Consider the following 14,098-nt stretch of genomic DNA (forward strand, 5'->3'; position numbering starts at 1 on the left):
CGAGGAGACGGTACTGGTGAAAGTGACACGCTTCGACCACATCGTGATCAACTGCACCAACGTGGAGGCAACCGCGGCCTGGTATCAGCGCGTCCTCGGCATGACTCGGGAAACCTTCGGCCCCGCAGGCCGGACGGCGCTGACATTCGGCACGCAGAAGATCAACCTGCGGCCCGTCACGGCAACCCAGGACGAGTGGTTCACGGGCCGGGCGGCGGCCGCGGGATCAGACGACCTGTGTTTCATCACCGATGCCTCGGCGGCCGAGGTTCGCGAACACCTCGGCGCATGCGGTGTGGACGTCGAGCAGGGCCCGGTGACCAAGATCGGGGCACTGGGCGAGATGACATCGCACTACTGCCGCGACCCGGATGGAAACCTGATCGAGATCGCGGTGTACCCATGACCAACAACCACTACCACCACCTCGCCTTCGGCGCGGACGCGATCGAGCGGCAGCGCGCCAACGGCAGCTATGTCGCCTACGGCACACATCTGGAACGCCCCGACGACGGCCCCGCCGACCTCGGGTCACGGGAGCTACGAATGATCGCCGAGGCGACCCAGTTCTGTCTGGGCACCGTGACCCCGACCGGATGGCCATACCTGCAATACCGCAGCGGCCCCGCAGGATTCGTCCGCCACCTCGGCGGTAACACACTGCGGTTCATCGACCTTCCGGGCAATAGCCAGTTCGTGACGCTCGGAAACCTCGCGGCCGACGATCGGCTGGCGATGTTCATCGTCGACTATCCACGCAAGCAGCGCCTCAAGCTGTTCGGCCGCGGCACCGTGCACGACGGCGAACGCCGCGAGATCGATATCGCGGTAGAAGCATTCGACTGGAACTGCTCACGCAGCATCATTCCCCGCTATGACCAGCAGTACCTCACCGATCTCGGCAAGGCCTATCAAGAGAAAGCACAGGCCCGCGAGGCCGAGCTGACTGCCGAAATCGACAAGCTCCGCGCCCGCATCGCCGAGCTCGAAGCCGCGCGACCGTGAACCCCGCCACCCATCGGGTGCTGCGAACTCACCCGGCACGGTTCAGGGACTGGCGGATCTACCGGGACGCTACCTGCGGGGCTCCGCCGAACATCTCCAGGCGTCACTGCCGTAGCGCCCTCGCCGATTCGTACCGGACGTCCCTGCCGGTGAACGGGTCGCGGAATGCCAGCGAGCGCGCCACGAGTTGCAGCGGGCGGGTGAAGTCATCCGGAGCCACCTCCACAACCTCGGGATACAGCGGGTCATTGACGATCGGGATTCCCAGGCTGTTCATGTGCACCCGCAGTTGATGGGTCTGCCCGGTGCTCGGGGTCAGGCGGTACCTGCCGGTCGAACCGTCGTGTTCAAGCAGCTCGATATGGGTCTCGGCGTTCACCGGACCCGGCTCCTCACTCGCCTGAAGGATGCTGCGCCGCTTGATGATCCTGCTCCGCAGCGTCACCGGCAGGACGACTTCCGGGTCGACGGGCGCCAACGCCTCGTAGATCTTGACCACCTGGCGTTGCGCGAACAGCGACTGATAGGCGCCGCGGGCCTCGGGGCGCACCGTGAACAGCAGCACGCCCGCGGTGAGCCGGTCGAGGCGGTGTGCGGGTGCCAGTTCCGGCAGGTCCAGCGTCCTACGCAGCCGCACCAGTGCTGTCTCGGTGACATGGCGACCGCGCGGCATCGTGGCGAGGAAATGTGGCTTGTCAACCACGACAACGTCGTCATCCCAGTGCAATACGTCGATGGCGAAAGGAACAGGAACCTCCGCGGCCACGTCGCGATAGGTATACACCGACGATCCCGCGCGCAGATGTGTCTCCGCGGTGACGGCCACACCCTCGGCGTCGACAACCTCGCCCCCGCTCACCTTCTCGGCGGCGGCCGGTCCGAATCGGGACACCAGCTCATCAACCACCCGCCCGTCTGCTCGCAGGCGAATTCGGACCGGTCCCAAGCCGTCCCGAACCGGTAGCGGTGGCTCTGGAGCCCTTCTTCTCGGGCTCATCAGCGGGACTGACTGCCGAGTCTTACTTGGATGGAGACAGTACGTCGGTCACCGGTTCGACGATGAACGAGCGTGCCTCGGGTGCCGCGACCCGGAGCGCATCCGCCGACGCGTCGTCGGGCTGACGCTGCGAGCGCACCTCGGCATCCACTCGCGCACGGTAGGTATCCACCTCGCGCACAATGTCTTCCGCGGACCAGCCGAGCACCGGAGCCACCAGCTCGGCGACCTCCTGGGCGCAGTCGACGCCACGATGCGGGTACTCGATGGCAATACGCATGCGCCGGGCGAGAATGTCCTCCAGATGCAGGGCACCTTCGGCAACCACCGCGTACAGCGCCTCCACCTTCAAGTACATCGGCGCCTTGGCGATCGGCTCCAGCAAGGTGTGATCCGAGCCCGCACAGGCCAGCACCTCGCCGATCAGCGAACCGTACCGGTCCAGCAGATGCCGCACCCGGTAGGGATGCAGGCCGTAGGTCTCCCCCACATGCTCGGTCTGATTGATCAGGGCGAAGTACCCGTCGGCACCGAGCAGCGGCACCTTCTCGGTGATCGACGGCGCGACCCGTGCCGGCACGAACTCGCTTGCCATATCAATGGCATCGGAGGCCATGACGCGATATGTCGTGTACTTACCGCCCGCGATGGCCACCAGCCCCGGCGCCGCCACCGCGACGGCGTGCTCACGGGAAAGCTTGGACGTGTCGTCATCCTCACCGGCCAGCAGTGGCCGCAGGCCCGCGTACACGCCATCGATATCGTTGTGCGTCAACGGCGTTGCCAGCACCGTATTCACCTTGTTCAGGATGTAGTCGATATCCACCTTGGTGGCTGCCGGATGTGCCAGGTCGAGATTCCATTCGGTATCGGTCGTCCCGATGATCCAGTGGTTGCCCCACGGGATGACGAACAGCACCGACTTTTCCGTCCGCAGGATGATCGCCACCTCGCTGACAACCCTGTCTCGTGGCACCACGATGTGAACACCCTTGGACGCGGTCACCCGGAACCGGCCGCGGGTACGCGACAGCGCCTGGATCTCGTCGGTCCACACCCCGGTGGCGTTGACGACGACATGCCCGCGAACCTCGGTCTCGGCGCCGTTCTCGGTGTCACGCACCACCACGCCGGTGACGCGATCGCCCTCACGCAACAGCGAGACCACCTGAGTGGATGTTCTGACGACGGCCCCGTAGTGCGCCGCCGTGCGGGCCACGTTCATGGTGTGGCGAGCGTCGTCGACCACGGTGTCGTAGTAGCGGATACCACCGATGAGCGAGTTGCGCTTGAGCCCCGGCGCCAGCCGCAGTGCACCGGCGCGGGTGAGATGTTTCTGGGCGGGAACAGATTTCGCGCCACCCATCTGGTCATACAGAAAGATGCCGGCGGCAATGTAGGGACGTTCCCACCACCGATTGGTCAGCGGGAACAAGAACGGCAGCGGCTTGACCAGATGTGGTGCCAGCGTCGAGAGCGACAGCTCACGTTCGCGCAATGCCTCCTGGACCAAACCGAATTCGAGTTGCTCCAGGTAGCGCAGCCCACCATGGAACATCTTCGAGGAGCGGCTCGACGTCCCGGCGGCGAAGTCACGCGCCTCGACCAGCGCGACCTTCAGCCCACGCGTGGCCGCGTCGAGAGCCGATCCGGCACCGACCACACCACCGCCGATCACGATGACATCGAACTGCTCGGATCCCAGGCGCTCCCAGTTCAGCGAACGGGCCTGCGGTCCAAGGAACGTGTAGGTCGGTCCACCCGATACCGATGGGCTGGTTGCGTCACTCACGACTGCTCCCTTCCACTCCCATTAACGGGCCCCGGAGTCCTTCCAGAAAGCCACGTTACCGGCCGGTAGCGCTCTCGTCTGTGATGCACGCCGCTGTAGCGCATGTCGCCCGAGGTCAGTCCAGGTCATCGTGGGCAATCAACTGGCGTGCCGCCTCCGTCACCGAACCGGACAGGGACGGGTACACCGACAGCGTCTGTGCCAAATCATTCACCGAGAGCAGGTTCTGCACCGCCAGGGCGATGGGCAAAATCAGCTCGGAGGCATTCGCGGCCACCACGACGCCACCGATCACCACACCGGTGGCCGGACGGCAGAAGATCTTGACGAAACCACGTTTGAGGCCCGACATCTTGGCCCGGGGGTTCGTATGCAGGGGCAGCGTGACCGTCCGCGCCGGCACCTCACCGTTGTCGATGGCCGCCTGGGACACCCCCACGGCGGCGATCTCCGGGCGAGTGAACACCGCGGCGGCAACGGTTTTCAACTTGATGGGATGCACCGCGTCGCCGAGTGCGTGATACATGGCAATGCGACCCTGCATGGCCGCCACCGAGGCCAGCGGCAGCAGGCCGGTGCAGTCACCCGCGGCGTAAATGCCGGCCACCGACGTGCGCGACACCCGGTCGACGGTGAGGTAGCCGCCGGAGCCGAGCGTGATGCCGACCCGTTCCAGGCCCAGACCTGCGGTGTTCGGAATCGACCCCACGGTCATCAGCACGTGGCTGCCGTCGACCACGCGTCCGTCGGCCATCGCGACGCGGACGCCGGTATCGGTTCTTGTCACCGAATCGGCCCGGGCGTTCTTGACGAGCGTCACACCCCGTTCGGCGAGCGTGTCCTCCAGGACCAGGGCCGCATCCTCGTCCTCGTGCGGCAGCACGCGGTCCCGGCTGGCCACCACAGTCACCTGAACGCCCAGCTCCGTGTACGCGTGGACGAACTCGGCACCCGTCACACCCGATCCGACCACGATGAGGTGCTCGGGCAGCTCGTCCAGGTCATAGAGCTGGCGCCAGGTGAGGATCCGTTCCCCGTCGGGGCGGGCATGAGACAGCACCCGCGGGCTGGCGCCGGTGGCAATGAGCACCACGTCGGCTTCCAGGATGGTGCTTGTCCCATCCGCGGCGGTGGCCTTGACCCGATGAAACGCCATCCCGACCACGTGATCGACCAGCTCGGCACGTCCGGGGATCAGACGCACCCCGGCGTTGCGCAGCCGCTCGGCGATATCGGCCGACTGCTCGGAGGCAAGACGCTTGACGCGGTTGTGGATCTGCGGAAGCGAGATCTTGGCATGCTCCACGTCGATGTCAAAGCCCAGGTTGGGGGCGCGCCGCAGGTCGGTACGCACACCGGTGGACGCGATGAACGTCTTGGACGGCACGCAATCGAAGAGCACGCACGCGCCACCGATACCGTCCGAGTCGATCACCGTGACCTCGGTGGCGCTTCGCTCATGGGCGGCGGCCACAAGCGCCGCCTCGTATCCCGCTGGTCCTCCACCAATGATCACGATGCGCGTTGCCACGGCATCAAACCTACAAGTACAGACCCGACCCGGCTTGCCATCGTGGGGCAACCTTGCCGTCATCTCCACCACAGGACCACTAGGCTTGCCCCCGTGCCGCTCTACGCCGCCTATGGCTCCAACATGCATCCCGAACAGATGTTGCAGCGGGCGCCGCACTCGCCCATGGCCGGCACCGGCTGGCTACACGGCTGGCGGCTGACCTTCGGCGGTGAGGACATCGGCTGGGAAGGCGCGCTGGCCACGGTCGTGCAAGACCCCCACTCGAGGGTTTTCGTCGTGCTCTACGACATGACCGGAGCCGACGAGAAGAACCTCGATCGCTGGGAAGGTTCGGAGCTTGGCATCCACACCAAGATCCGTTGCCGGATCGACCGGGAATCCTCCGACACGACCATCGACCCGGTGCTGGCCTGGCTCTATGTCGTCAACGCCTACGAGGGTGGGCTACCGTCCGCACGGTATCTGGGCGTGATGGCCGATGCCGCAGAAATCGCCGGCGCCCCAGAAGATTACGTACACGGCTTGCGCACCCGGGCATCGCGCAACATCGGCCCCGGAACGAGCTAGACGGAGCCCTGTGCGGCGCTTTGTTCGACGAGGTTGACCAGCGTGCGCACACCGACGCCAAGCGCCCGTTCGTCGATATCGAAGTTCGGTTGGTGGATATCGAGCTGCGGGCCCGATCCCGACCACACGCCCAGTCTGGCCATCGCGCCGGGCACCTCCTCCAAATACCAGGAGAAGTCCTCACCGCCACCTGACTGGGTGGTCTCCGCGAGCGCGTCTAACCCGATGTCCTCGATCGCCCGCACGAAGATGTGCGTGGACTCGGGCTCGTTGATGACGGGCGGCACACCCCGGCGGTAGTTGAGGGTGTAATCGATGTGCAGCGGAGCCAACAGCCCCTCGATCACATCGCGGACGGTGCTCTCCAGTGTGATCCACACGTCCCGGCTGCCGGTGCGCACCGTGCCGGCCAATGAGCCGATCTGTGGAATAGCGTTGGCCGCCTGGCCCGCGTTGACGGCCCCCCACACCATGACGGTGCCGGCCCGCGGATCGATGCGCCGACTCAGCATCCCCGGCAATCCGGTGATGACGGTTCCGAGCCCGTACACCAAGTCGGCCGTCAGATGCGGCCGCGAGGTATGCCCGCCCGGGGAGTGCAACGTGACTTCGACGGTGTCCGCGGCCGAGGTGATCGCCCCCGCACGGACTGCCACCTTGCCCACCTCGAGACGCGGATCGCAGTGCAGCGCAAAAATTCTCGTGACACCGGCCATCGCCCCGGCGGCCACCACGTCGATGGCGCCTCCCGGCATGACCTCCTCGGCGGGCTGGAAGATAAGGCGTACACCCGAGGGCAGCGAGGGAGCCGAGTTCAGTGCCATGGCCGCACCCAGCAGGATCGCGGTGTGTGCGTCGTGCCCACAAGCGTGCGCGACGTTCGGCACCGTCGAGGAGTAGGACGCCCCGGTGCGTTCCTGCATCGGGAGCGCATCCATGTCCGCGCGCAGCGCCACCCGCGGACCGTCCTCGGGCCCGAAGTCGCAGGTGATTCCGGTGCCTCCGGGCAGCACCTTGGGGTTGAGCCCGGCCTCGGCCAGCCGCGCGGCCACGTATTCGGTGGTGGCGTGCTCCTGGCGCGCCAACTCGGGATGTGCGTGGATGTGGCGGCGCCACCGGACAAGCGCCTCGGAGTTCTCGGCGAGCCAATGCTCGGCTATGGCGGACAGGGATGCGCCACCTGCGTGAAGACCATCATGTTCGCTCATACCGTCACCGTCCTGCGCGCCAGCCGATCCAACACCCGGCAGCGCTCGGCGTCGGTCTCGGCCAGTCGTACCACGGTGCGCGCCAGCATCTTCGCGCCTTCAACTACGGCCCGATCAGCACCTGGTTCCTTGGCGGCCTTCTCGAAATCGGGTTGGTGGATGACCGCTCCGCCCGAATCGATGCCGATGACCGGGTGAATACCGGGCAGCACCTGCGTCACGTTGCCCATATCGGTGCTGCCCAAGGGCACATTGGCCTCGAATTCCGCGGGCACCGGCGTACGGCCGAGCGACTCCATTTCCTCGCGAAACACCTCAACCAGCCATGGATCCGGCGTCAGCTCCAGGTATGGCGGCGAAGATTCGATGAGTTCGTGGCTGCATCCCGTCGCCATCGCGCCCGCGGCGAAGCATGCGTAGACCTTCTCCTCCAGCTCACGCAGAGACGCTGATTCCACGGCACGCATGGTGTACTGCATCGCGGCGCGGGCGGGGATGATGTTGGCCGCCTCCCCGCCCTCGGTGACGATGCCGTGGATCAGCTGTCCGGGCGACAGATGCTGACGCAAAAGACCGATTGAGACCTGCGCGACGGTGACCGCGTCGGCGGCGTTGATTCCGAGGTGCGGCGCGACCGCGGCGTGCGATTCCTTGCCGTGGTAGGTGACCATCACGTCGGTCAGCGCGAGGGAGCGCGCGCCCGCGATATCGATCGGCCCAGGATGCAGCATCACCGCCGCGGCGATGTCGTCGAAGGCACCCGCCTTGAGCAGAAGTGCCTTACCGCCCCCGTACTCCTCGGCCGGCGTGCCGATAACCACCACGGTGAGTCCGAGGGCGTCGGCAACCTCGGCGAGCCCCAAGCCGGTGCCGACGGCGGATGCCGCGATGATGTTGTGGCCGCACGCGTGGCCGATCCCCGGCAGCGCGTCGTACTCGGCGCAAACACCGATGACCAGCGGACCATCTCCATAAGTGGCGCGGAACGCCGTGTCCATACCGCCCTGACCGGTGACAATCTCGAATCCGCGCTCGGCGAGCAGCCGCTGCGTTTTCAGGGCGCTGCGAACCTCATGGAATGCCAGTTCGGGTTCGGCGTGAATGTCGTGGGATAACGCCACCAGATCCGTCGCCGCGGCGTCCACGACCGTGCTGACGGTCTGGGCATGCGCGGCGGACGACGCTCCGGTGGTCAAGGGCATTAGATCAGTATCCCATCATGGTTAGGCTCCGTAGCTGTGACCGATAAGCGGCCTGCGCGAAGAGGCGACAGCACCGACGAGTCTCCGGATGACACGGCGTCTGTCGCGGCCGCGGAGATCGCGGCGCGCACCGGCGTCGCATCCCACCCCGTCGCGGTGGTTCTCGGATCGGGCTGGGCCCCAGCGGCAGCCGAACTGGGCACCCCCGCCACGAGCATCCCGATGGCCGACCTACCCGGATTCAGCCCACCGAGTGCGGCCGGACACGGCGGTTCGGTGCTGTCGATCCCCATCGGCGACAGCGGCCAGCAGATGCTGGTGCTGCTGGGCAGGATTCACGCCTACGAGGGTCACGACCTGCGTCACGTCGTCCACCCCGTGCGTACCGCCTGCGCCGCGGGCGCCCGGACCATCGTGCTCACCAACGCTGCCGGAGGATTACGCGAGGACTACACGGTGGGGCAGCCGGTGCTGATCAGCGACCATCTCAACCTGACGGCCCGCTCGCCGTTGGTGGGTGCGCAGTTCGTCGACCTTGTCGACGCGTATGCGCCGCGATTACGGGCGCTGGCACGGGAGATCGACGGCAGCCTCGCCGAGGGGGTGTACGCGGGTCTGCCCGGCCCGCACTACGAGACCCCCGCGGAGATCCGCATGCTGCGCACGCTGGGTGCGGACCTGGTGGGCATGTCGACCGTGCACGAGACCATCGCGGCCCGTGCGGCCGGGGCCGAGGTGCTGGGTGTGTCCCTGGTGACCAACCTCGCGGCCGGAATGACCGGAGAGTCCCTCAACCATGAGGAGGTGCTGGCCGCCGGGCGCGCGTCGGCCACTCGCATGGGCCAACTTCTCAGCTCGGTGATTGGCCGGTTATGACGGAGTCCCCGTCGGCAGCGCACGCGATCCAAGAGTGGATCGACCATGACCCCGACCCCGAGACCGCCGCCGAGCTGCGCGCCTGCTCCGATGACGAGCTGGCGCAACGATTCTCCGAGCCACTGGTGTTCGGCACGGCGGGCCTGCGCGGCACCATCCGCGGGGGCCCCAACGGCATGAACCTGGCCGTGGTGCTGCGTACCACCTGTGCGCTGGCCAAGGTTCTCAAGGATCGGTGCCTTGGCGGCTCCACCGTGGTGGTGGGGCGTGACGCCCGGCACGGATCGGAGAAGTTCGCACAGGGCGCGGCGGAAGTTCTTGCGGCCGAGGGGTTCAAGGTAATGCTCCTGCCCCGCCCGCTGCCCACACCGGTGCTCGCGTTCGCGGTACGCCACGTGGATGCGGCAGCGGGCATCCAGATCACCGCATCCCACAACCCACCCACCGACAACGGCTACAAGGTGTACTGGTCGGGGGGTGCACAGATCATCTCCCCTACCGACCGCGATATCGAATCGACAACAGCAGCAGCACCTTTCGCCGATCAGATTCCGCGCACCCCCGTCACCCCCACCGACGGCACCTTGGTGGATGCCTACATCCAGCGTGCCGCCACGGTGCGCCGGGGCTCCGGCGGTGTCCGCATCGCGCTCACCGCGCTGCACGGAGTCGGCGGGGATACCGCCGTGGCCACGCTGAATGCCGCGGGGATCACCGACATCCACGTGGTGGACGAGCAGTTCCAGCCGGATCCGGACTTCCCCACGGTCGCGTTTCCGAATCCCGAGGAACCCGCGGCCTCCGCCGCGGTGCTGAACCGGGCCGCCGAAGTCGACGCCGACCTAGCCATCGCGCTGGATCCCGACGCCGACAGGTGCGCCATCGGCATTCCCACCACGACCGGTTGGCGCATGCTCTCCGGGGATGAAACCGGTTGGCTACTTGGTGATTACATCCTCTCCACGCAACCACACTCATCCACTCCGCCGGTGGTGGCCAGCACGGTGGTCTCCTCCCGCATGCTCGCGCGCATCGCGGCATCTCTCGGCGCTCGACATGTGGAAACCCTCACCGGATTCAAATGGCTGGTCCGGGCAGCAGATTTCGACCTTGTGTACGCGTATGAGGAAGCGATCGGGCACTGCGTGGATCCGGCCGCCGTGCGGGACAAGGACGGTATCTCCGCCGCGGTGCTCGCATGCGACCTCGTGACACACCTGCGCGAGCTCGGATCGAGTGTGGAGGAAAAGCTCGAGAACCTGGCGATCAGGCACGGTATCCATGTCACCTCGCAGGTCTCGCTGCGCATGGACTCTCTCTCCGACATCACCGCCATGATGGCGCGTCTACGGGGTAACCTCCCCACCGCACTGTCCGGGTTCCCGATCACCGTCGAGGACCTCCTGGAGCGACGGGGCCAGCAGCGCACCGACGCGGTGATCCTTTCCGGCGAGATCGGGGGCTCGTCCATCCGGCTGGTGATCCGCCCCTCGGGAACCGAACCAAAGGTCAAGTGCTACATCGAGGTCCGCGAGCCCGTCATCACCGATGCGACCGTCGCACGGATCTGGGCGGGCGTGGTGGTCTCCGAGCTGGAGGCGTACGCCCGCAACATCTAGCTCGGCTCGATCTATCTGGGACCGAACTGACGATCGCCGGCATCGCCCAGGCCCGGCACGATGTATGCCGCATCGTTGAGACCCTCGTCTACAGCGGCCGTGAACAATCGCGCGGACGTCGACGGGCCGTAGCGTGCGACACCCTCCCGGACCGCCTCAACCCCCTGCGGTGCAGCGACCACACACAACATCGTCATGTCGGTGGCGCCGCGGGAATGCAACAGGTCGAGCGTATGGACCATCGACCCACCAGTTGCCAGCATCGGGTCCAGGACGAACACCGGTTGCGTCGACAAGTCGGCCGGCAGAGATTCCAGATACGGGGTGGGTTGCCAGGTCTCCTCGTCGCGGGCCATGCCGACGAACCCGACCCGCGCCTCGGGGATGAGGGCATGGGCCTGATCCACCATGCCCAATCCCGCCCGCAGAACCGGGACCAGCAACGGCGGATTCGCCAAACGGAACCCCGTCGTCACCGCCACCGGTGTGCGCACCGCGGAGGACTCCACCGGTGCCGAGCGGGTCGCCTCATAGACGAGCATCAGGGTCAGATCCCGCAGCGCGGCACGGAAAGCCGCGTTATCGGTGCCGGCATCGCGAAGGGTGGTCAGCCGGGCCGCGGCAAGTGGGTGCTCAACAACGTGCACATGCATGCCCCAGACCCTAGAACAGCCAGCGTCGATCACGTCGGTCCCGGACACCACGGGAATGTGATGGGCATCACGCGCAAAGCAGCGACAGCTTTCGCATCGATATCGTTCCTGGCAAAGCCCGCTAGCGATGCTGAGCAGGTAATACGACGGGGTGGCCACGTTGCCGAAAAATCTTTCAAAAAGTTTCGACAAAGATGGAACCGAATCGCGACTACCCCCGTCGTATCCAAGTACAAGGCAGAACCTGCCCGAAAACAGGCGGTAGCCGAACCACCGAGAAGATGGAGGGGACATGGCAGACGAATTAGCAGCCGACACGGACCTGCTGCGCGGCGTGGGCGGAGTTCAGCTGGGGATGGGCGGAACGCTCGCAGCGGTGGGCACCGCAGTCAGCATCTTTCCGGTGGCCGCGCTGGCGCCGATCTTCGGTCCGATTGGCGCGCACTACCTGGGCGCATTCGCCCTGACCTCCGCCAAGCAAGGGCTGGACGTCGGTCAGCTCGCGATGGGCGTCACCGAGTCCGGTGTCAGCACCAACGTCGCAAGCAAGGGCTACGACGACGATGACGACAACGTCGGCAAGAACATCAGCGCCACCGTCGACGGAATCGGGGCGTAACCATGGTTGAGACGCGGCCAATCCCGTCCGAGCTCCTCGCGGAGGCCACAAACACCAACTACCCGAGCTTTGAGAACAACCCCTTCTCGGCCAACCTGATCAGCAACGCCATGGACATGGCAGGGACCGTCGGTAACGGCCAGTTCAAGGAGGGCCAGGACCCCAGCAAGATGCTGGAGGGCGGCATGCAGGTCATGCAACAGGTCATGCAGCAAGGGATGCAGGCGGGAAGCCAGCTCATCGGCTCCTTCGCCGGTGCGGCGGCTCAGGCTCTGGGGCAGTTCGCCGGCATGGCCGGCCAGGCGTTGAGCAGCATGGCCACCCGCAGCGGCGCCATGGGCACCAATGTCGGACAGGCATCCGAGTCAACCGGCCGGGCAAGCGCTCTGATCACGGAGGCCCTGCAACAGTTCCAACACATCTCCGAGGTGCTGACACCGCTGATCGCCCTTTTTCCTCCCGCGGCCGCTGAGCTCGCCCAAGCGGCAGCCGAATGCACCACCAAGGTCTCGGCGTACACCGCGACGCTGGAGGGTGAGTTGGGCGGACAGGCCGGTGAACTCGCAGGGATGGCGGGCGCCGACATGGGAAACCCCTCGACGCCCGCATCCGGGAGTGTCCAGCCCGCCATGTCGGCCATGCAGGGCGGCATCCAGGCCGGGACTCAGGCGATGTCCGGCGTCGCGAGCGGCGTCACCCAGACCATGAGCTCGATGGGTCAGGGCCTCGGCCAGATCCCGCAGGCTCTTACCGGCTTGCTCGGCGGTGGCGGAGCCAGTGGTGCCAGTAGTGCGCTGGGTGGCGCCAACATGAGCGGTATTGCCGCCGGCGCATTGGCCAACCCGTTCGGTGCCGGTGGCGGCCACGCCTCCTCCACCGCTGGTGGAACCAGTAGCGGATTGGGCGGCGCCAACGCCAATGCGGCCAAGATGCTCCTCGACCCGCGCAGCATGGGCAAGGGTGCGCAGCTGTTCCTGCCCGACGGCAGCACCAGCCAGGCTCCGAATGCCGCCGCGGCAGAGGCCGTGCGCAAGGCGCTCAGCCAGGTGGGTGTGCCCTATGAGTGGGGTGGCACCAAGCCCGGGGTCGGCCTGGACTGCAGCGGTCTGACTCAGTGGGCCTACGGAGAGTCCGGCATCGACATCCCCCGACTCGCGCAGGAGCAGGGTGTCGGCATCCGGATCGATCAGGGATCTGTCATGCCAGGCGACCTGGCAGTGTGGGATGGCCACGTCGCCATGGTGATCGGCAACGGCATGATGGTCGAGGCCGGTGACCCGGTGCAGATCTCCCCGATCCGCACCACCAACGCCGGGCAGGGATTCCATGGATTCTACCGACCCACTTCCTAGCTCAGGAGTGCCGCGGCCCGAGCCGCGCGCGAGCATCGATATGACTAATCGTGCTCGTACGCTGCGGGTCAAGGTGTCCGAATTCGGCTTGCCGCTTGAGGTTCAGGTCGAACCCGACCTGCTCAGTCGCGGCGCTTCGGCACTGGCACGAGAGATCTTGAACCTGTGCGAACTGGGTGCCGCGCGCTGCGGAGCGGCTCGCCGCGAAGAGCTCGCCGAGACCGGCGTCCCGGATTACATCCTCGACAAGCTCGGTCTGGCGACACCTGCGCAGGTCGCCGACCTGGAATTGCGCCAATCCGCCGATCAGATGGAACGGAGATCCCGATGACCGAGCCAGATCTCGCCTTCTTCAAGGCGCTCGAACAGCAGTACCAGGAGACCATGACGAAGGCTCGCGCCGGCGGCCACATCCTGAACAGTGCAGTCGAAGAGCTCAAAGACCTTCGCGGATGGGCACGTTCGGCGCAGGGCCATGTGGAGGCGGAAGCCAACGGCAACGGCGCGCTGACCAACCTGAGACTCGACGACTCGGTCACCAAACTGTCTCCCAACCTCGTCGGGCAGATCGTGGTGGCCACCGCCGCCGCGGCCGCGGGCCAGGCCTTCGATCACCGTGAGCGGGTGTTCGCTCAGCTGATGGTCGATCTGAAGGACCCGCAGCCGTAGCCGGC

15 protein-coding genes are annotated in these 14,098 nt (G+C 66.4%); 9 read left to right on the forward strand and 6 right to left on the reverse strand.

Annotated elements, in window-relative coordinates:
* Positions 1-13: 13 nt before the first annotated feature.
* Together B4400_RS01980 and B4400_RS01985 are read left to right on the forward strand one after the other, a co-directional pair.
* Positions 14-406: a VOC family protein gene (locus B4400_RS01980; RefSeq protein ID WP_502688369.1), complete on the forward strand. Its 393-nt coding sequence runs from the start codon at positions 14-16 to the stop codon at positions 404-406.
* Complete coding sequence (locus B4400_RS01985) at positions 403-1,005, forward strand: pyridoxamine 5'-phosphate oxidase family protein (protein ID WP_078308667.1); 603 nt, start codon at positions 403-405, stop codon at positions 1,003-1,005. The genes B4400_RS01980 and B4400_RS01985 overlap by 4 nt, the downstream gene beginning before the upstream one ends.
* A 103-nt stretch (positions 1,006-1,108) precedes the next feature.
* On the opposite strand, the gene B4400_RS01990 is transcribed toward B4400_RS01985, so the two are convergent.
* The 3 genes from B4400_RS01990 to B4400_RS02000 all read right to left on the reverse strand — a co-directional run bounded on the left by B4400_RS01990 (position 1,109) and on the right by B4400_RS02000 (position 5,325).
* Positions 1,109-2,002: a pseudouridine synthase gene (locus B4400_RS01990; protein ID WP_078308666.1), complete on the reverse strand. Its 894-nt coding sequence runs from the start codon at positions 2,000-2,002 to the stop codon at positions 1,109-1,111.
* Positions 2,003-2,024: 22 nt separating this feature from the next.
* On the reverse strand, positions 2,025-3,794 hold the full coding sequence (locus B4400_RS01995; RefSeq protein ID WP_078288275.1) for a glycerol-3-phosphate dehydrogenase/oxidase: 1,770 nt from the start codon (positions 3,792-3,794) through the stop codon (positions 2,025-2,027).
* A gap of 115 nt (positions 3,795-3,909) precedes the next feature.
* Positions 3,910-5,325 carry an NAD(P)H-quinone dehydrogenase gene (locus tag B4400_RS02000; RefSeq protein WP_078308665.1) on the reverse strand — a complete coding sequence of 472 codons (1,416 nt, stop codon included), beginning with the start codon at positions 5,323-5,325 and terminating at the stop codon, positions 3,910-3,912.
* Between the two features lie 93 nt (positions 5,326-5,418).
* On the opposite strand from B4400_RS02000, the gene B4400_RS02005 reads away from it, so the two are divergent.
* Complete coding sequence (locus B4400_RS02005) at positions 5,419-5,895, forward strand: gamma-glutamylcyclotransferase family protein (protein ID WP_078288277.1); 477 nt, start codon at positions 5,419-5,421, stop codon at positions 5,893-5,895.
* Here B4400_RS02005 and B4400_RS02010 read toward each other — a convergent pair.
* Together B4400_RS02010 and B4400_RS02015 are read right to left on the reverse strand one after the other, a co-directional pair.
* Complete coding sequence (locus tag B4400_RS02010) at positions 5,892-7,103, reverse strand: M20 family metallopeptidase (protein WP_078308664.1); 1,212 nt, start codon at positions 7,101-7,103, stop codon at positions 5,892-5,894. The two genes, B4400_RS02005 and B4400_RS02010, sit on opposite strands and share 4 nt — an antisense overlap.
* Positions 7,100-8,305, reverse strand: a complete 1,206-nt coding sequence (locus B4400_RS02015; RefSeq protein WP_078308663.1) for a M20 family metallopeptidase — start codon at positions 8,303-8,305, stop codon at positions 7,100-7,102. The genes B4400_RS02010 and B4400_RS02015 overlap by 4 nt, the downstream gene beginning before the upstream one ends.
* Positions 8,306-8,341: 36 nt before the next feature.
* Between B4400_RS02015 and B4400_RS02020 the strand changes: the two genes are divergently transcribed.
* The gene (locus B4400_RS02020) at positions 8,342-9,181 is read left to right on the forward strand and encodes a purine-nucleoside phosphorylase (protein ID WP_078308662.1); all 840 of its coding nucleotides are present in this window, start codon (positions 8,342-8,344) and stop codon (positions 9,179-9,181) included.
* On the forward strand, positions 9,178-10,800 hold the full coding sequence (locus B4400_RS02025; RefSeq protein WP_078308661.1) for a phospho-sugar mutase: 1,623 nt from the start codon (positions 9,178-9,180) through the stop codon (positions 10,798-10,800). Before B4400_RS02020 ends, B4400_RS02025 begins: the two co-directional genes overlap by 4 nt.
* 11 nt (positions 10,801-10,811) lie before the next feature.
* Here B4400_RS02025 and upp read toward each other — a convergent pair whose 3' ends face one another.
* Positions 10,812-11,453, reverse strand: a complete 642-nt coding sequence (upp, locus tag B4400_RS02030; RefSeq protein WP_078308660.1) for a uracil phosphoribosyltransferase — start codon at positions 11,451-11,453, stop codon at positions 10,812-10,814.
* 292 nt (positions 11,454-11,745) lie between these two features.
* Here upp and B4400_RS02035 point away from each other — a divergent pair, with 292 nt between their 5' ends.
* Genes B4400_RS02035 through B4400_RS02050 form a run of 4 tightly spaced genes read left to right on the forward strand, consistent with a single transcriptional unit; the run spans position 11,746 to position 14,093 of the window.
* Positions 11,746-12,072, forward strand: a complete 327-nt coding sequence (locus B4400_RS02035; protein WP_078308659.1) for a hypothetical protein — start codon at positions 11,746-11,748, stop codon at positions 12,070-12,072.
* Positions 12,073-12,074: 2 nt separating this feature from the next.
* Positions 12,075-13,424 (forward strand): C40 family peptidase, encoded by a 1,350-nt coding sequence (locus tag B4400_RS02040; protein WP_078308658.1) that lies wholly within the window; start codon positions 12,075-12,077, stop codon positions 13,422-13,424.
* A complete protein-coding gene (locus tag B4400_RS02045) occupies positions 13,399-13,755 on the forward strand; it encodes a hypothetical protein (protein WP_170914905.1) in 357 nt (118 codons plus the stop codon). Before B4400_RS02040 ends, B4400_RS02045 begins: the two co-directional genes overlap by 26 nt.
* Positions 13,752-14,093: a YbaB/EbfC family nucleoid-associated protein gene (locus B4400_RS02050; protein ID WP_078308656.1), complete on the forward strand. Its 342-nt coding sequence runs from the start codon at positions 13,752-13,754 to the stop codon at positions 14,091-14,093. Before B4400_RS02045 ends, B4400_RS02050 begins: the two co-directional genes overlap by 4 nt.
* Positions 14,094-14,098 lie beyond the last annotated feature (5 nt).

Origin of the sequence: Mycobacterium sp. D16Q13, assembly GCF_002013375.1 — a bacterium.
Classification (GTDB): domain Bacteria; phylum Actinomycetota; class Actinomycetes; order Mycobacteriales; family Mycobacteriaceae; genus Mycobacterium.

Excerpts from the sequence above, each read along its gene's own strand:
- B4400_RS02010 (WP_078308664.1), bottom strand. The coding sequence starts at position 7,103 with ATGAGCGAACATGATGGTCTTCACGCAGGTGGCGCATCCCTGTCCGCC.
- B4400_RS01985 (WP_078308667.1), top strand. The coding sequence starts at position 403 with ATGACCAACAACCACTACCACCACCTCGCCTTCGGCGCGGACGCGATC.
- B4400_RS02025 (WP_078308661.1), top strand. The coding sequence starts at position 9,178 with ATGACGGAGTCCCCGTCGGCAGCGCACGCGATCCAAGAGTGGATCGAC.
- B4400_RS02035 (WP_078308659.1), top strand. The coding sequence starts at position 11,746 with ATGGCAGACGAATTAGCAGCCGACACGGACCTGCTGCGCGGCGTGGGC.
- B4400_RS01990 (WP_078308666.1), bottom strand. The coding sequence starts at position 2,002 with ATGAGCCCGAGAAGAAGGGCTCCAGAGCCACCGCTACCGGTTCGGGAC.
- B4400_RS02050 (WP_078308656.1), top strand. The coding sequence starts at position 13,752 with ATGACCGAGCCAGATCTCGCCTTCTTCAAGGCGCTCGAACAGCAGTAC.
- B4400_RS02040 (WP_078308658.1), top strand. The coding sequence starts at position 12,075 with ATGGTTGAGACGCGGCCAATCCCGTCCGAGCTCCTCGCGGAGGCCACA.
- upp (WP_078308660.1), bottom strand. The coding sequence starts at position 11,453 with ATGCATGTGCACGTTGTTGAGCACCCACTTGCCGCGGCCCGGCTGACC.
- B4400_RS02015 (WP_078308663.1), bottom strand. The coding sequence starts at position 8,305 with ATGCCCTTGACCACCGGAGCGTCGTCCGCCGCGCATGCCCAGACCGTC.
- B4400_RS02045 (WP_170914905.1), top strand. The coding sequence starts at position 13,399 with ATGGATTCTACCGACCCACTTCCTAGCTCAGGAGTGCCGCGGCCCGAG.